Below are 17,367 nucleotides of genomic sequence, written 5' to 3'. Positions count from 1 at the left end.
CCCAACCTACGATATTAATTGTTTTTCGAGATTTTTAGCAGCTAAGGACATTGAATAACAAAATACCCAATAAATCAAGCCGATAAATAAATATACTTCTGCATATCTTCCTAAAAATTGCGGTTGTGCTAATATAGACCGTGCCATTCCTGTTAATTCTACTAATCCTACTAATGATAAAAGAGAAGTATCTTTAAATAAACCAATAAATTGACCAACAATTGCGGGAATAACTGCACGTAAGGCTTGGGGTAATATTACTAATATGAGTAATAAAGGTGTATTTAATCCTAATGCTTTTCCTGCTTCTATTTGTCCTCTGGGAATTGCTTGTAGTCCGCCGCGTACGTTTTCAGCCATGTATGCTGCACTAAATAATATTAATCCGGTAGTACCTCTGAGTAATCTATCTAAACGTAAATCTGCTGGTAAAAATAAGGGTAACATGACTTGGGCTAAAAATAGAATCCCAATTAATGGTAATCCTCTGACGATTTCAATATAAAGAATAGAAAACCACCGGACTACGGGTAAATTGCTGGTTCTTCCTAATGCGAGGAAAACTCCTATGGGGAAGGAAAGGACAATACTAATTATTGCCATTAATAGGGTAAGTAATAAACCATTCCATAAGTTTGTAGATACAGGTTGTAATCCTAAACCACCACCAATTAACCAGATAATTAGGGGACAAGATAACAACCAAGTTAGCGAAAGCCAAGGTGTAATGATTTTAGTAGATTTCTGACCAATTATCAAACCTGCAACTATTAAACCTGTAATTAATAATAACCATAAACGGCTTGTTAATGGTATGGGTAAAATAAACAATAAAGTCCCCATAATCACAGCAGCAATCAACGAATTGCGTTTTGTGAATATTGCTTTTTTGGTAAATGCACTCGCTGTAATTGCGGTTAAAGTTGTAGATATTCCCAAAACAACCCAAATCCGCCAATATAAACTTTGGGGAAATCTTCCTACTAAAAATAAATGTAAATTAACTTGGATTACTTGCCATTGTGCTTTGGTAATTAACCAAATTGCAAATCCTTGAACTAACCAAAATAGAAAGATAAAACAAACAACAGTTAGTAAACTATTGTACCAATTATTAAAGAGATTTTTTCTTAACCAACTAAGTTTAATCATCATAAAAATGTGAGACTGCATAGAATAATCATCACCCGTATTCATCCGCGTTTATCCGCGTTTATCTGCGTTCAACATTATCTTTCCTTAATTTGCACAGAACGATTAAATAAATTCATAGTTAGAGAAATTATCAAACTCAAAGTCAGATAAGTAATCATAATTAACAGCATCACTTCTACAGCTTTCCCAGTTTGGTTAAAAGTGGTAGAAGCTACGAAATAAATATCAGGATAACCGATAGCGATCGCTAAACTGGAATTTTTGGTTAAATTGAGATATTGACTAGTTAATGGGGGAATAATCACCCGCAAAGCTTGGGGAAAAATAACCAATCGCATTGCTAAACCTGGGTTTAACCCCAAGGATTTGGCTGCTTCTAGTTGTCCTGTCGGGACTGATTGAATTCCCCCGCGCACAATTTCCGCAATAAACGCACCTGTGTAAAAAGTTAACCCCAATAATAAACTAGAAAATTCTGGAGACAAGGTAAACCAAGGAAGTTCAATTCCGTTTTGGCTAAAATTAGCAAAACCCAAAAAGGAAATTTTATTTTCGGCTTTGGGAAAACTCAAGAAAACTGCAAAATACCAAAATAGCAATTGCAATAATAATGGAGTATTCCGAAAAACCTCTACATAGATAACCGTAATATTTCTTACTAACCAATTATCTGATAATCTTGCAATTCCCGCAGTAATTCCCACAATTGTGGTGAGGAAAATTCCCATTATTGCTATTCTTAGAGAATTAACTAATCCCACTAATAAAGCATAATTATAAGCATCCGTTGGTTTGTAGTTAATGAGAGTTTCCCCAATATCAAAAGATGCCTGTTGCTTGAGAAAATTAAATCCAAATTGAATTCCTAATTGCTGTAAATTTCGGCTGACATTCCCCCAGAAGATAACAAATACAAATACTGCTAAAAATACAAAAATTAGCTGGATAGCATTTTGCCAAAAGCGATTATCACGCCACAAAGGAGGTTTTGAATTAGTCATTGGTCAGTTGTTAATAGTAATAAATTTCTCTTGCTTCCTTAGCGAAAAGGTGGAGAATAGAGTAATCCTCCTTTTGTGGAAATTTGATTTTGTCCCCGTGGAAGATTTAGTTTTGTTTTTGCTCCCAAATTGCGATCATAAATTTCGCCATAGTTACCAACGTGCTTAATTATTTTGGCAGCAAAATCCTTCGTTAAACCAATTCCTTCACCCAGGTTTCCTTCTGTTCCTAAAAAACGTTTGATATCGGGATCTTTACTATTAGCAAACTCTGCTAAATTTTGAGAATTAATGCCTAATTCTTCTGCTTTCACCAAAGCATAAACAGTCCATTTGACTATATCACTCCACTTGGTGTCACCCTTAGCAACTGCTGGCGCTAGAGGTTCAGAAGAAAGAACATCATCTAAAATCACGTTATCTTCTGGTTTAGGTAAGGTTGTCCGTCGAGAAACCAGTGCAGAACGGTCTGTGGTGACAGCATCACAACGTCCTTCTGCATAAGTGGCAAAGGTGATATTCACATCTTCAAAAACAACGGGTTTATAAGTAATTCCCCGTTTCCGCATTTGGTCTGCTAAATTTTGTTCGGTAGTAGTTCCAGTTTGCACACAAATGGCTTTGTCTTTCAGGTCTTTGATAGATTTAATATTGCTATTTTTACGCACCATGACAGCTTGACCATCGTAAAATACCACAGGTGCGAAATCTAAACCCTGGGAAGTTGCACGGCTAAAAGTCCAGCTAGTATTGCGACTGAGAATATCTACTTCTCCAGTTTGTAAAGCAGTAAATCGTTCTTTCGCGTTGAGATTGCGATATTCTACCGCGTCTGGATTGTCAAATACTGCTGCGGCAACAGCCCGACAAATATCAACGTCAATGCCGCTATATTTGCCGTCAGTGCCGACAAAACTAAATCCTGGTAGTTCCCCACTAACGCCACAAATAAGCTGTCCACGACTTTTAATGCGATTCCAGAGAACGCGAGTAACTTGTCCTGGGGGGGTGCTGTCGGGATTTTGTGTATTGGGATTATTTTGTGGTTGATCATTACAGGCACTCAGAATTATGATTAAAGGGGCGATCGCTAAAGGCATCCCTATCCCCTGTAAAATTACAGATAATTTACTAAATTTCATAATTGTTTTTCCCAAGAATCTTCTTTGGATGTTTCCACATAATTGAAACATTTATTGATACTCGTGGCAAATATATCTTCTTATGAGAGCAAAATTAAACATTTTGAAAATACCTAAACCCGTGAATTACATAGGGGCAAACCCCCTATAGTTGCCCCAAATACCGGGGTAGGCACGGGGGCGCTACCCCTACATCAAATTCAAATCTTTTATATAATCAATTTTACCGACCTACCTACAAAAAACCTCTTAATTAAGAATATGCTAAATTTTCTCAACTCTCTTCTCGGTCGCCACCCAGAGCGAATCAAAGCTAATGTTGAAATTTATACTTGGCAAACTTGCCCCTACTGCATTCGCGCTAAAATGCTACTATCATGGAAAGGTGTTAATTTCACCGAATACAAAATTGACGGTGACGAAACAGCTAGAACAATCATGGCAGAACGCGCCGACGGTCGCCGTAGCGTCCCCCAAATTTTTATTAATAATCAACATATTGGTGGTTGTGATGACCTGTATCAATTAGATGCAAAAGCTCAACTTGACCCGCTGTTATTTCAGGTTGCGGGTAATGGGTAATGGATAATTGGTAATTTTCCTCTTCCTCTTCCTCTTCTTCCTTCGTGTCCTTTGTGCCTTTGTGGTTTGTTAACTCCTGACTCCTGGGCGCAGGCCCTGCGCCCCTACCCCCTTCTTCCCCTCATGCTTGAACACCCAGAATATTTAAAACATCGAAAATGGATGAATCACGCTCTGGAATTGGCACGAGTGGCTGGTGATGCTGGTGAAGTTCCTGTGGGGGCTGTGATTGTTGATATGAATAATCAATTGGTTGCTGTGGGTGAAAATCGCAAAGAGCGAGATCAAGATCCTACTGCACACGCAGAAATTATGGCGATTCGGGCTGCTAGTCAAGTTTTACAAAGTTGGCGCTTGCATCAATGTACTTTATATGTCACTCTAGAACCCTGTCCGATGTGTGCCGGTGCTATAGTTCATGCCCGATTAGGAAAATTGATCTATGGCGTGGACGATACCAAAACTGGTGCTATTCGTACTGTTATTAACATCCCTGATCACCCAGCATCTAATCACCGAGTGAAAGTGGTGGGGGGTATTCTAGAATCAGAATGTCGAGAACAATTACAAAGTTGGTTTGTTACCCAACGTCAGCAAAAATAACAGACACAGATCAAACTGTCCAAATGGAAAAACACAAATTACCCAAGAAAATCTACGGTGGACATAATCAAGTTTGTGTCATCTTTTATTCGCCAAAAAATCAGCCACCGTCATGATCAAATCATACTTTGCTTCTACTAACCGCCATTCTCAAACTAGAAATACGCCGGTAAATCCTCACCTCGACTCCCCTCGGCGACCTTCGGTGCTTCAGAATACCTCGCGGGTTTCGCCTTTGTTAATCCGTGTTGCTTATTTTCTAGGACACTACATAGTTTTGCCATCTTTCTTTGGGCATATTAAGGTGACTGGAAGAGAAAATATTCCTACAAGTGGTCCGGTAATTCTGGCTCCTACCCATCGTTCCCGTTGGGATTCTTTGGTTTTGCCCTATGCTACTGGTCGTTGTGTGACGGGTAGAGATATGCGATTTATGGTAACGAGTAATGAATGTCAAGGGTTGCAAGGTTGGTTTGTGCTGCGAATGGGTGGTTTTCCTGTGAATATTGAACGTCCGGCGATCGCAACTCTCCGGCATACAGTAGAGTTAATGCAGCAGGGGGAAATGTTAGTTATTTATCCCGAAGGTGGCATTCATCGTGATGGTCAACTTCACCCCCTGAAGCCGGGAATCGCTCGTTTAGCTGTGACTGCTGAATCTACCTATCCAGGATTAGATATTAAGGTTATCCCTGTCGGTATCCACTACAGTGAACCCTATCCTCATTGGGGTACTGATGTGAATATTCATATTGGTGAACCTATCAAAGCCGCAGATTATATGAATGGAAATTTAAAACTAGAAGCCAAAAGGCTGACGGCAGATTTAACCCATAAATTAAAACAATTAAGTCATCAAGAAGTAAAAATTAGCGATCGCATCTTCATAGAAATTCATAATTGAGAGGAGTTCAGGAGTTCAGAAGGAAGAAATTTCTCCCCTACTCCCCCTACTCCCCCTACTCCCCCTACTCCCCCTACTCCCCTACTCCCCCTACTCCCCTACTCCCCCTACGCCCCTACTCCCCCCACTCCCCCTACCTCCCCTACTCCCCCTACTCCCCTACTTCCCCTACTCCCCCTACCTCCCCTACTCCCCCTACTCCCCCTACTCCCCCTACTCCCTACTCCCTCACTTCCCGAAACCAATTACCAATTCCCAGTTATTAAGTTTGCCCACATCTAAAGCAGCGTAGTCAATAACTTGTAATTGCCAGTTACCTTTTGCGGGTAAAGAAAGTAATTGTTTCAGGGCAGGATGCGATCGCACTGTGTAAGTATTTTGTAATTGATTACGACGACCTAATGTGCGACTTTGTAATAAAATCCGCTGATTATTAGGAGCAATTAAATAAACTTCTAAATCTCCTAAAAAATCATGGGTGATATTCACGGTAACTTGGATATCTGTGACATTGACAGCTTCATTAATAGCGATCGTACTTTTAATCCCCTGTCTATTATTATCAGGAATATCCACAACCTGAGAATTTTTGACCTGGATTTGTTTATTCGTAATTTTGGCAACCACACCCATCTGCTGCGCTAGTCTCACAGCCTTAGCTGCGTTGACTTTGCCATAACCAAACCATTGACTATGACCATTACTATCATAAGTACCCCCACTCATACCTAACTGAAGATCAGGGTTATTATCCACAATTTTATCAGCCGTATCTTGGAGAATCCGTTTAACTTGTTGAGCCGTTAAATCAGGATTAGCTGATAATACCAAAGCCGCTACTCCTGCCACAATGGGAGTAGAACTGGAAGTACCGCCAAAGTTTTTAGTAAAATTTCCCGCATCATAACCAGCCGCACCTATTTGATCTGTTGTAAATACTCCCAATCCAAATAGAGAAGAAACAATTGCCGGTTGTGTATAAACAAAACCAGTTTCTTGAAACCACATTCCTGGGGGAGCATTATTACTAGGAGCGCAAACAGAAACATTACCTCCCCAATTACTATAAGCAGCCTTTTTATTCAAACTAGTAGATGCAGATACAGTAATCACATCAGGATGAACAGCAAAACCGCTCAACCAATTTGTCTTACCTTGGACAATATTTTTCGGCCAATTCTGTTCATTTACAGTCCCATTAATTGGACGATTAGCATTTCCGGCTGCGAAAACAATCACACATCCTTTTCCCTTGCGTCCATTGGTAGCAGCCCGGTTAATAGCCGCTTTTTGCCGAATAGAAAGGGGGAAATAAACAGCAGAAGCTCCCCAACTACAAGAAATTACACTCGCGCCTTTTTCTACCGCCCAATCAAAAATATCCTCAATTGATTGATCATCTAAAAAACCAGTAGTGCGAATGGGCATCATTGCACAACCAGGAGCAACTCCCACAATTCCCGAACCATTTTCTTCAGCTACAGCTAATCCTGCACAAGCAGTCCCATGACTAGTTTCTTTTTCTCCAGGTAAGGGTAAAAAATCATTTTCTTTTAAATCTCTAGGAGCAACAATTTTACCTGTACCTTGAAAATCTGGATGTTTTAAATCAAAGGAATCATCTACTACAGCCACCACTATAGAACGCACACCACGAGTAGTATCCCAAGCTTGTTCCACAGAAATATGCGAACCAGCTACCAATTGATTACTACTATTATGATTGAGATACCATTGCTGGGAATAAAGAGAATCTTTGGGTTTATAATGGGGTTCTTGTTGAATGAGAATATTCGGTTCAGCCGCTAAAACTTCTGGCAGTGTTTGTAAATAATTGGTAATTTTAACGGGATTTTGTGTGGATTGTTTACTAACAAGAAAAATGAAGGTATTTGGTATTCCGAATACTGGTTGATCTTGAACTAAATTCAATTTACTGGTAATAGTATTAATTTTAGTATTATCTACCCAAGTAGCAAATTGAATTGTAATTTGGTCACTGAGATAAACAAAAGTTCCGGGATTATTTTCCAATGTATAAACATGACTCACAAAGTCCACATTTTCATCAGCACGGAGTTGAGACATGACTGCATCTAGCTGATTAGGAAAAACCGTATATAGTTCTAATTTTGCTTGAGGAATACTCCGCCGCCATACGCTACCAGGAATCTGTGTTAATTTTTCATGGGGAAAATTGGCATTAGGACGGATAGTAAAACGATACAGCGTTTTTTCTAGCGTTAACTCTTCACCACCGCGTTGTAAGGTTAGTGACTCGCCTTTATTTGCTACATCTGATTCAGGAAAATTCGCAGGATTAATATTATCACTCATAAGAATTGGGATTGGTGGAATTAGCCAAATTGAAAAAACCTTGATTTGTAGGTTGGTTTGTGGAACGTTTATGTTCGCACAGCAATGCGACAAAATCCAACGCATTTGTTGGGTTTCCTTGCGTCAACCGAACCTACAAAAAATGGCGAATATATTGTGAATATATTCTATTTTGCGGTGATTTGTAATTCAATTCGTTGTCCGAGTACCCCTAAAGTCCGTTCCATTGTAGATAATTTTGTGGCGTGGTGGGGATCTAGGATACGTCTTACTTCCTTTTCATGGATATTGAGAGTAGAAGCAAGCTGGACTTTGCTAATACCTTTTTCACGCATTGCTAGATATAATGCGGCTTTTATTGCTGTCTGCGCTGGTACGGCTACTAAATATTCTTGATTTTTGGGTTGTGATGGTTGGGGGATTTCTAGCTTATCATCAATCCTCAGAGCGATCGCTTCTTCTAAACAATCAGCAGCTTCATGAAGTGCTTCTTCCCAGGAATTACCTTGAGTAATGGCTTCTGGTAAATCAGGAAATGTCACCACAAATCCACCATCTTTTTCATCAGCAGTCAAAAGGGCTGGATATACAAATTGAGTCATAATAATCCCGGTGTTAAATTTGTTTGTCTGAATCAGAATTTGAGGATTCACAGGATGTTCTTTGGTGATGATGTAGCCAAAGAACAGAAAATAGGATAATATAAATTTAATCACTTAGATATTTTAATCTAATATGAGTATTAATTTATTAATCGAAAAAATTACAGAAGAAATGCAGGAAGAAGCAGAAATGCAAATCCGCGACAAGAAAAAATCTGTTGATTACAACACAATTGAATACCCTATTGAAGTTATAGTTGACAAATACCTAAATGGTCTTGATGATGATTCTAATGAATTATTTATTCCAGATTACCAAAGAGCAATGATTTGGGATATCAAAAGACAATCTAAATTTATTGAGTCTATTCTGTTAGGTTTACCTATTCCTTATATTTATGTTGCAGATACTTCAGGGGAAGAAACAGACGAAAATCCTTTAAATACAAAGGATTTAGCTCGTTTAGAACTTATAGATGGAACACAACGAATTCGTACTTTAGCAAATTTTCTTAATAATGAATTACAACTACAAAATCTAGAGAAGCTAAATAAGCTGGAAGGGTTTCGATTTTCCAATCTACCTATTGCACGTCAAAGACGTTTCCAGCGAACAACCATAAGAATGATTCAACTAACAGAAGATGCTGATGAAGAAACTCGTAGAGATTTATTTGAAAGAATTAATACTGGTAGCGTTGAATTAAACCCAATGGAAAAACGCCGGGGTATTAGAAGAGGTGCGTTTCTTAATGTAATAGATGAATTAGCAAAGTATGAAAAATTCATCCATCTTTGTAATTTTACAGAACCGTCAATTGGAAGAGTAGAACCCCAAGAATTTGTTTTACGATTTTTTGCATTCCTAAATAATTATCAAGATTTCAATAAAAATATTAATGAATTTCTCGATGACTATTTAGATGCTATGAATAAAGCTGATCCAAATCTTTTACAAAACATGAAAAATGAATTTTATGTAATGATTGATTTTGTAGGAACACACTTTCCAACAGGTTTTAGACAAGGAAATAAGAAAGATAGAACTACAACTCGAATTAAATTTGAATCTCTTGCTGTTGGTATAACTTTAGCTTTAAGACAGCAAGATAACCTCCAACCTGTATCAGTAGATTTCCTAGATTCAAAAGAATTTAGAGAATACACTAGCAGCGATGCTAGTAGTTCTAGAAATAAAGTTATTCGTCGTCTTGAATATGTTCGTGATCAGATTTTAGGTACAGTTTAGTGAAAAGAATATTAGATTTAGATGATTTTGACGAACGTGCTAAAGACGTTAGTGATTATCTTTGTTTTCTGAGAGATTTAGAACAGGGTGAAATTCTATTAAGTAAAGATGGTGCAATTTCTAAAATTGATCCGGAATTAGATAAAAGTTTAAAAGCTACTGGATTTTTATTACTTTACAATCTTGTAGAATCTACTATGAGAAATGCTATTCAAAGTATTTTTGATGAAATGAGTAAAAAAGGAGTTTCCTTCGATCAACTTAAAATAGAAATTAAAAGAATAATTTTGCAAAATGTAAAAAAGAATGTACAAGAATGTGGTGTTAATGATTTTGTAGAACAAATAGAAAATATTGTTAAAGATATTATTCAATCTGGCTTTAATAGAGATGATCTTTTTTCTGGTAATGTGGATGCTAAAGAAATTAAGAATATAGCTAAAAAATACGGATTTTCTAGTAAAACTGACGTTGCGACTAGAGATGGAATTGATTTACTGTCAATAAAAAAAAATAGAAATGATTTAGCTCATGGTGTTATGTCTTTTAAAGAAGTTGGTCAAAATACATCTGCGGAAAATCTTGTTGAAATCAGCGAAAGAGTTATAAAGTATCTTAGACAAATTCTAGAAAATATTGATGAATATCTAGTGAAACAGGAATATTTGAATTCTGAATAATTGAACTGAATTTTATTAAATTTAAGAGACTATACTATCAGAAATTAGACACACCATAAATTAATCTCTTTCTTCTTGTTTAACATTTTCCAACGTCGCTTGTAATACTACCAAATGCAAATTATATCTAGTATCTGCTTGTAAATAACGTTGTTGTAGTGGTTGCCATTCTTGCCACAATTGATAACGATTTGCGGCTAATAGCGTCGTTAATCCACGTAATTGAGTATCCAGTTCTGATTTGAATATATTCTCTAACCATTCATGTAAAACCATATTATCTTGGATCATTCCCAAGATTTCTTGAATATTTTTAATATCATGAAGATGTGCAGAAAAAGAATCACCATATAATTCAGTAAATAACTCCATTTGGTAGCGGAGACGCTTGGCTTGTTTTCGCAAATCATGGAGAGTTTTACCTTCTGTTTTCAGATGTTCTTCTAATTGGTTGGGTGTCCATTTTGTTTGGACTACTATTTCTAATTCGACAATTTTAGTGCCAATTAGCCATCCTGGATGTAAGCAAAATTCACTCACTTCTGGTGAGAGTAAATCTGGTAAGATGTGATAAATTGGTATAGATGAGAAACTGCGATAACTGGGATTTTTTAACCAATTTTCACATTCATTTTTAAAAGATTTATAAGTTTCATCTTTAAATATATTCTGCACATGAGAAACGGCGATTTCTCGTTGTTTATGCAATTCTGTAAAAGCTGTTTCTAGAGATTTTTGTTCTTTTTCAAGTAAATGCGGTTTGTAATTCTTTTCCAAAATTTCTGCAAGGACATCTAAATCTCTGAGACTACCTAAAATGCGGGCAAATTTACCAATATTTTTATCACTAACTGATTTTGGTAAAAATAAATATCTTTCAAATCTACTCACAGCAGTTCTTAACCGTCGCATTCCCACTCGCATTTGGTGAAGTGGTTCTGGATCTTCGTCTTTTTTAACTGCTTTTTCCCATTTTATGGTTTTTGTCAAGTGGTTTTCAATGGCTTGGTGTGCAGTTTCACCGAGAGTTTTGATTGATGTTGCTGAGGAGATTTTCATTGTCAGAATTAGGATGTCCAGAATTAAGGGATGAACATTGTCTGAATCAGGATGTCCAGGATTAAAGGATGAACAGGATGAAACCAGGAATTTTATTACCAATATCCAGGATTAAAGGATGAACATTGTCAGAAATGGCTAACGCCACGCTACGCGAACAGGATGTCCAGGATTAAAGGATGAACAGGATGAAACCAGGAATTTTATTACCAATTACCAGCCTCAAGTAGATAATTCACAACTTGAATTAATACTTAATTGCTGTTTAAAGATTAGTGGAAATAGCTTGTACTGGACAAGTAGGAATACATTGTTCACAGACTATGCAGCGCGATCGCACAAAGGTGAGTTTATATGTCTCTGGATTAATAGCTAGGGCTTCAGTGGGACAAACTCCCGTACATAAACCGCAGTGAACACATACATCCTCATCAATAACTATTTCACCTAAACCCAGGGAAACATGAATATGTTGCGATCGCATCCATTCAATTGCTGCATCTAACTGATCAATGTCCCCCAATAATTCTACTACTAGTTTACCAATTTGATTCGGCGCAACTTGAGCGCGGATAATATTCGCAGCGACATTAAAATCCTTTGCTAGTCGGTAGGTAACAGGCATTTGAATCGCCCGTTTGGGAAAAGTCAGGGTAACTCTTTTTTTCATTATGTGAGAAAACAGTAAGATGAACTAAGTTAATAAGTCTTAATAAATTGATTATGAGTACCGAAGCCCCTGTAAATTCTAGTAACCGCATCAAAAACTTCTTAATTGCTATTGTAGCGATCGCTTTGGGAGTTGCCCTCTTCCTGGGACTTAAAACTGATTCTACCTCAGTTTCCCTGGCGGAATTGGGTAAAACTGCTATTCCCTTAGAAGTAGCTGTCAGCAACGGAAAACCTTCTCTAGTCGAGTTTTATGCCGATTGGTGTACAGTTTGCCAGAAAATGACACCCGACATGGCAAAACTCAGAGAAAAGTACAATAACAGCCTGAATTTTGTCATGTTGAATGTTGATAATACCAAATGGTTGCCAGAAATGCTCAAATATCGGGTAGATGGCATTCCCCACTTTATATTTTTGGGTAAACAAGGGGAAACCATCGCCGAAACCATTGGTGATATCCCCCGCACCATTATGGCTAGTAATTTAGAAGCCTTAATTACCGGTTCAACCCTTCCCCACATTCAAGGTAATGGCAAAACCTCCCAATTTTCCGCACAAGTCGCCACAGATAGCAATCAAGATGATCCTCTCAGTCATGGTAGCCAAGTTGTAAATTAGGTAATTGGGGATTGGTAAAAAGTTATTAATTTATTATTTGTCAGAATCAGGATTTTCAAGATTTAAGGATGTACAGGATGAAGTTTTTTAATTATTATTTATGATCAGATCATATTAGTATTATTGATTAACCTTCAAATAAAAATCCTGAAAATCATCTAATCCTGGAAATCCTGATTCAGACAATAAAAACCCTGATTTAGGATCATCATTTTGCTGAATTAATAATAATCCATTAACTCTATTCACCAATTCTTCAAGCTTGATTAGTTCTTCAGCAATTTTTCTCCTTAATCCAATTATAGCTCTATTCCTTGATAAATTGCTTTTACAATATAAGGTCTGGCATTTTGAACTTCTACTAGATCAATTTCAAAAGGATGTCCTTCATCTATAGCAGCCCACGCTTTAAAATAATCTTTTTCTGGTAAACCCCAAACGGCTAAATCAATATCAGAACGCCAACTCATTTGTTGATGATCCAATAAAGAACCAAATAAAACAACTTTTTCTGCGCCAAATCTTTCTTTCAATATCTTTGCACATTGTCGAGCAATTTTTAAACCTTGTTCTTGGCGTTCTTGCATAGCCACTAGAAATTGAGGGCGATTTTTTCTAGCTTCTAAAATCTCTTGGATAATTCGTTGTTTAGTAGCTTCATTAATGAGACTCATAGTTTATCAAATATGGGAATTTTCTAAAATAATTATAACTCGACTTCCTGGAAAATTGCTCTATCAGACATTACTCAAAGTAAGATAGTGTATGATTGTCTTTTTTCTCAAAATTTACTATGGCTACAATTAACGACAACTACCTGAAACTCAAAGCTGGTTATCTGTTTCCAGAAATTGCGCGACGGGTAAATGCCTTTGCCCAAGCTAACCCTGATGCTAAAATCATTCGCTTGGGGATTGGTGATGTCACTGAACCCTTACCAGAAGCTTGTCGCACAGCCATGATTAAAGCTGTAGAAGATATGGGCGATCGCTCATCTTTTAAAGGATATGGACCAGAACAAGGTTATGCTTGGTTAAGGGAGAAAATCGCCACCCACGACTTCCAGGCACGGGGAGCAGCCATAGAAGCCGATGAAATCTTCATTTCCGACGGTTCTAAGTGCGATTCTGGCAACATTCTCGATATTTTTGGCAAAAATAACATTATCGCCGTTACAGACCCAGTATACCCCGTTTACGTAGATACCAACGTCATGGCGGGTAACACGGGAGATGCTAACGAAAAAGGTGAATATGGTGGGTTAGTTTATTTACCTGTCACCGCTGAAAATAATTTCACAGCGGAAATTCCTAGCCAAAAAGTTGATTTAATTTATCTTTGCTTTCCTAATAATCCTACAGGTGCAACTGCAACTAAAGAACACTTGCAAGCCTGGGTAAATTATGCCAAAGCTAACGGTTCAATTATCTTCTTTGATGCTGCTTACGAAGCATTTATTACAGATCCTACCTTACCTCATTCTATTTTTGAAATCGAAGGTGCGAGAGATTGTGCTATTGAATTTCGTTCTTTCTCCAAAAATGCTGGGTTTACCGGAACTCGTTGCGCTTTAACTGTTGTTCCCAAAAACCTCACAGCTAAAGCTGCTGACGGTACTAATGTCGAACTTTGGAAACTCTGGAATCGTCGTCAGTCTACCAAATTTAACGGCGTTTCTTATATTATTCAACGTGGTGCAGAAGCGGTTTATTCAGAAGCAGGACAAACACAAATCAAAGCTTTGGTAAACTTCTATTTAGACAATGCTAAAATCATTCGTGAAGAACTGACAAATGCTGGTTTAAATGTTTATGGTGGTGTAAATGCCCCTTATGTATGGGTGCAAACTCCTCATGGTTTATCTAGTTGGGAATTTTTCGATAAATTATTAGAAACTGTGAATGTAGTAGGAACTCCCGGTTCTGGTTTTGGGGCTGCGGGTGAGGGTTATTTCCGCATTTCTGCCTTTAATAGTCGGGAAAATGTGGAAGAAGCCATGAAGCGAATCACCGCTAAGTTTAAGGTGTAATTCAAGTTTAATAATTTAGAGGATGTTTGAAAAGTGGTATTCCGTAATTTTCATCACATTGCTACCCCCCTTAGTCCCCCCTTGTAAAGGGGGGAAACAATAAAAATCCAGTTCCCTCCCCTTTACAAGGGGAGGGTTAGGGTGGGGTAAAAAATATTTGATACATCAACCATAACTTTTCAAACACCTCTTATGGTGGGTAATTCCCACCTTACTTTTGTGAAATGAAACTTCTCCTGTCATTTACAATCCGTAGAAGTCCTCATTTAAAATTTGCTCAATCGAAAAAGGAAAGGTGATAGGATATTCACTTTCTTCCGGTATCCGCACCCCAAATTTGGCAAATTTAGCTTCTTTAATTGCTAACTTACGAGCGTCGGGATAAGCTTTTTCTATAGCTTCAACCAAGAAACTTTTAAGAGAGGGAGTATCGGCTAAATTATCCAGAACCCGCTGACGATGTTCCACAACTGAACTGTACCAACTTCCCTTCATCGAATCAGGTGCATCATGTTGAATCTTTAACTTGAGTAAATGAGCCAATAAAATTTTGAGATTACTTCTGAGCGTATTCTTCTCCGATTTACCCAAATCAACTAACTCCTCAATCAAATGCTGAATATCTAGCGACTCAAATTCATGATTTTGTAACTGCTGAATTGTTTGCTCAATCCATAATTGCAAATCGCTATCATATAGGGTGTTAGACATCTTTTTAGATTTACTCCCAGTGCAAATTTTGATTTAGTGAAGTAAGAAAATTAAGCCATCAAACTCTTATCTTTTCCCTCCTGCTGTATTTAAGATGTGACAACTTCATGTAATTCATGGGGAGTCAGATGAGAATGAACAACTTCACCATCACGAAACCAAACAATCCGTTTAGTTTGTCGCGCAACTTCTGATTCATGGGTGACAATAACAACGGTAATACCACTGCTATTAAGTTCACTGAACAAGTCTAATACTTCTTGGGTAGTATGAGAATCAAGTGCGCCAGTGGGTTCGTCTGCGAGGAGAACAACAGGATTGTTGACAATGGCACGAGCGATCGCTACTCTTTGTTGTTGTCCCCCTGATAATTGGGTAGGTTTGTTGTTGAGACGTTTTTCTAAGCCAACTTTGATTAATGCGGATGTCGCCCGATCTTTTCTTTCCCCAGGTTTAACACCAGCATATACCATTGGCAGCATGACATTTTCTAGGGCTGTTAATTGATTTAATAAATGGAATTGTTGAAAGACAAAACCGAGTTTTCTATTGCGAATATGCGCCAATTCAGTATCATTCATTTGCGCGACATTCAAATTATCTAAATAATAATTTCCACTACTAGGACGATCTAAACAACCGATAATATTCATAGCTGTAGATTTGCCCGAACCAGAGGGTCCCATAATCGAACAATATTCGCCTTGTGTGATCACCAAATTTACATTATTCAGTGCCTTAACTTCTATTTCCCCAATTCCATAAATTTTGAAAATATCCTCTAATCGAATAATTGCTAATTCTGGTGCATGGGGAATATTTGCATTAGTTATTGTCAGAGTATCATCCACAAAGATTTATCCTTATGTAAAATATAATTGTAGTAAAGATTAGGGGAACCACGGGGGGATCGTCCCTACATATATTATGGGATTTTTTGGGCGATCGCATCATGTAGAATTGATATTGATCATTAACCCGATAATTATGACGGCAAATACGGGGGTCTACCCATAAACATATTTATATGATCTGTTTAGGCGATCGCATCATGTAGAATTCTGACTTTTCCCGTTAAGTCTTGAAAGGCTTGTCAGCAAAGGATTCATTTTAGCCGGTTTTTAGCTTTTTTAATGGATAATACACAATGAAGTGCGGAATGTGGGATAAAAAAGGGTGTATTGTTTCATCTTCCATTCCTCGCCAATTAGAGATGGCAATTGATAACTAAGGAACGCAAATTTAATAACCTGCAATTCTGATGTAACCTGGAATGGTGCGTTACGCTGTCGCTAACACACCCTACTTTTGCACCTTATTTAATTCACATTCCTAAGTAGGTTGGCGTTGAAAATTGTCGTTATGGCAAGGCAAAAGGCAAGAGGCAATAGGCAAGAGTGAAGAGGGTTTGGGCGATTTTACGTTTCTTTACACAGTTTGGTTTTATTGTGTTCACCTACTTATTCTTATAGGGACTTCCAATTAAAAAAATACCCAAAAATTTCTTGTGGTGCGGGCATCTTGCCCGCTAATCATCAAGGACGGGTAGGATGCCCATCCCACGAAATTGGGTAATTTATTTTTTGGTGTTCCCATAGAATGCCCACATTATCATCAAAACAATAACTCACAAATAATATTTTTTCCGGATCTAAGATTCAAATAACATGATCTAACAAACTTTTTCAATTTTTAATTTCTACTATTGAGCTAAATATCTGCAATTAATGGAGTATAATCTTTAAAATCAGGATATATTATTGAACATGGATTTTATCACCATTTTAGGCTTAGTTGCAGGGGCATTAACTACTATTGCTTTTTTACCACAAATGTTCCAAATATGGCGCACGAAATCAGCAAAAGATGTTTCTTATGTGATGCTGATAGTCTTCATGAGTGGTTTGTTTCTGTGGTTAGTCTATGGGATTATTCTCGGTGCTTTGCCCGTTATTCTCGCTAATGGGGTGACATTATGTTTTAACTTGATTATTCTATGGCTTAAAATTAAATATAGATAACC

Annotated in this window: 19 protein-coding genes; 8 read left to right on the top strand and 11 right to left on the bottom strand. The window is 37.5% G+C overall.

The window, feature by feature from the left end; genetic code table 11:
• Positions 1–6 precede the first annotated feature (6 nt).
• The 3 genes from FJR37_RS08665 to FJR37_RS08655 all read right to left on the bottom strand — a co-directional run bounded on the left by FJR37_RS08665 (position 7) and on the right by FJR37_RS08655 (position 3,298).
• Positions 7–1,152, bottom strand: a complete 1,146-nt coding sequence (locus FJR37_RS08665; protein WP_039203236.1) for an amino acid ABC transporter permease — start codon at positions 1,150–1,152, stop codon at positions 7–9.
• Positions 1,153–1,229: 77 nt separating this feature from the next.
• Positions 1,230–2,156, bottom strand: a complete 927-nt coding sequence (locus FJR37_RS08660) for an amino acid ABC transporter permease (RefSeq protein ID WP_168465798.1) — start codon at positions 2,154–2,156, stop codon at positions 1,230–1,232.
• Positions 2,157–2,194: 38 nt separating this feature from the next.
• Complete coding sequence (locus FJR37_RS08655) at positions 2,195–3,298, bottom strand: amino acid ABC transporter substrate-binding protein (RefSeq protein WP_168465797.1); 1,104 nt, start codon at positions 3,296–3,298, stop codon at positions 2,195–2,197.
• Positions 3,299–3,559: 261 nt separating this feature from the next.
• On the opposite strand from FJR37_RS08655, the gene grxC reads away from it, so the two are divergent.
• The 3 genes from grxC (at position 3,560) to FJR37_RS08640 (ending at position 5,387) form a co-directional block, all read left to right on the top strand.
• Positions 3,560–3,880: a glutaredoxin 3 gene (gene grxC / locus FJR37_RS08650; RefSeq protein WP_168465796.1), complete on the top strand. Its 321-nt coding sequence runs from the start codon at positions 3,560–3,562 to the stop codon at positions 3,878–3,880.
• A gap of 162 nt (positions 3,881–4,042) precedes the next feature.
• On the top strand, positions 4,043–4,483 hold the full coding sequence (gene tadA / locus FJR37_RS08645; protein ID WP_035083607.1) for a tRNA adenosine(34) deaminase TadA: 441 nt from the start codon (positions 4,043–4,045) through the stop codon (positions 4,481–4,483).
• Positions 4,484–4,595: 112 nt separating this feature from the next.
• On the top strand, positions 4,596–5,387 hold the full coding sequence (locus FJR37_RS08640) for a 1-acyl-sn-glycerol-3-phosphate acyltransferase (RefSeq protein WP_168465795.1): 792 nt from the start codon (positions 4,596–4,598) through the stop codon (positions 5,385–5,387).
• 228 nt (positions 5,388–5,615) lie between these two features.
• Here FJR37_RS08640 and FJR37_RS08635 read toward each other — a convergent pair whose 3' ends face one another.
• Both FJR37_RS08635 and FJR37_RS08630 read right to left on the bottom strand, forming a co-directional pair.
• Entirely contained in the window at positions 5,616–7,724 is a 2,109-nt protein-coding gene (locus FJR37_RS08635; RefSeq protein WP_168465794.1) for a S8 family serine peptidase, read from the bottom strand.
• A 167-nt stretch (positions 7,725–7,891) separates the two neighbouring features.
• Positions 7,892–8,440 carry a type II toxin-antitoxin system HicB family antitoxin gene (locus tag FJR37_RS08630; RefSeq protein WP_217355218.1) on the bottom strand — a complete coding sequence of 183 codons (549 nt, stop codon included), beginning with the start codon at positions 8,438–8,440 and terminating at the stop codon, positions 7,892–7,894.
• Between the two features lie 19 nt (positions 8,441–8,459).
• Here FJR37_RS08630 and FJR37_RS08625 point away from each other — a divergent pair, with 19 nt between their 5' ends.
• Both FJR37_RS08625 and FJR37_RS08620 read left to right on the top strand, forming a co-directional pair.
• Complete coding sequence (locus FJR37_RS08625) at positions 8,460–9,575, top strand: DUF262 domain-containing protein (RefSeq protein ID WP_096662587.1); 1,116 nt, start codon at positions 8,460–8,462, stop codon at positions 9,573–9,575.
• Entirely contained in the window at positions 9,575–10,255 is a 681-nt protein-coding gene (locus tag FJR37_RS08620; protein ID WP_168465793.1) for an MAE_28990/MAE_18760 family HEPN-like nuclease, read from the top strand. Before FJR37_RS08625 ends, FJR37_RS08620 begins: the two co-directional genes overlap by 1 nt.
• 60 nt (positions 10,256–10,315) lie before the next feature.
• Here FJR37_RS08620 and FJR37_RS08615 read toward each other — a convergent pair whose 3' ends face one another.
• Both FJR37_RS08615 and FJR37_RS08610 read right to left on the bottom strand, forming a co-directional pair.
• Positions 10,316–11,314 carry a CHAD domain-containing protein gene (locus FJR37_RS08615; RefSeq protein ID WP_168465792.1) on the bottom strand — a complete coding sequence of 333 codons (999 nt, stop codon included), beginning with the start codon at positions 11,312–11,314 and terminating at the stop codon, positions 10,316–10,318.
• Between the two features lie 265 nt (positions 11,315–11,579).
• Entirely contained in the window at positions 11,580–11,984 is a 405-nt protein-coding gene (locus tag FJR37_RS08610) for an NIL domain-containing protein (protein ID WP_027404943.1), read from the bottom strand.
• A gap of 53 nt (positions 11,985–12,037) precedes the next feature.
• Here FJR37_RS08610 and FJR37_RS08605 point away from each other — a divergent pair, with 53 nt between their 5' ends.
• Positions 12,038–12,604, top strand: a complete 567-nt coding sequence (locus FJR37_RS08605) for a thioredoxin family protein (RefSeq protein WP_168465791.1) — start codon at positions 12,038–12,040, stop codon at positions 12,602–12,604.
• Between the two features lie 120 nt (positions 12,605–12,724).
• Here the strand turns inward: FJR37_RS08605 and FJR37_RS27415 are convergent, their stop codons facing one another.
• The gene (locus tag FJR37_RS27415) at positions 12,725–12,853 is read right to left on the bottom strand and encodes a hypothetical protein (protein WP_256366871.1); all 129 of its coding nucleotides are present in this window, start codon (positions 12,851–12,853) and stop codon (positions 12,725–12,727) included.
• A 50-nt stretch (positions 12,854–12,903) separates the two neighbouring features.
• On the bottom strand, positions 12,904–13,278 hold the full coding sequence (locus tag FJR37_RS08600) for a nucleotidyltransferase family protein (protein WP_168465790.1): 375 nt from the start codon (positions 13,276–13,278) through the stop codon (positions 12,904–12,906).
• A 119-nt stretch (positions 13,279–13,397) separates the two neighbouring features.
• On the opposite strand from FJR37_RS08600, the gene FJR37_RS08595 reads away from it, so the two are divergent.
• Entirely contained in the window at positions 13,398–14,633 is a 1,236-nt protein-coding gene (locus FJR37_RS08595) for an LL-diaminopimelate aminotransferase (RefSeq protein WP_053539203.1), read from the top strand.
• A 243-nt stretch (positions 14,634–14,876) separates the two neighbouring features.
• Here FJR37_RS08595 and FJR37_RS08590 read toward each other — a convergent pair whose 3' ends face one another.
• Entirely contained in the window at positions 14,877–15,344 is a 468-nt protein-coding gene (locus FJR37_RS08590) for a DUF29 domain-containing protein (protein WP_027404938.1), read from the bottom strand.
• 89 nt (positions 15,345–15,433) lie between these two features.
• Entirely contained in the window at positions 15,434–16,195 is a 762-nt protein-coding gene (locus tag FJR37_RS08585; protein WP_039204811.1) for an ABC transporter ATP-binding protein, read from the bottom strand.
• Positions 16,196–17,110: 915 nt separating this feature from the next.
• Between FJR37_RS08585 and FJR37_RS08580 the strand changes: the two genes are divergently transcribed.
• On the top strand, positions 17,111–17,365 hold the full coding sequence (locus FJR37_RS08580) for a SemiSWEET transporter (RefSeq protein ID WP_027404936.1): 255 nt from the start codon (positions 17,111–17,113) through the stop codon (positions 17,363–17,365).
• The last annotated feature ends 2 nt before the right edge of the window (positions 17,366–17,367 follow it).

This window comes from Aphanizomenon sp. UHCC 0183, assembly GCF_009712065.1.
GTDB classification, from domain to species: domain Bacteria; phylum Cyanobacteriota; class Cyanobacteriia; order Cyanobacteriales; family Nostocaceae; genus Dolichospermum; species Dolichospermum heterosporum.
This window is presented reverse-complemented; position numbering and strand designations above follow the sequence as displayed.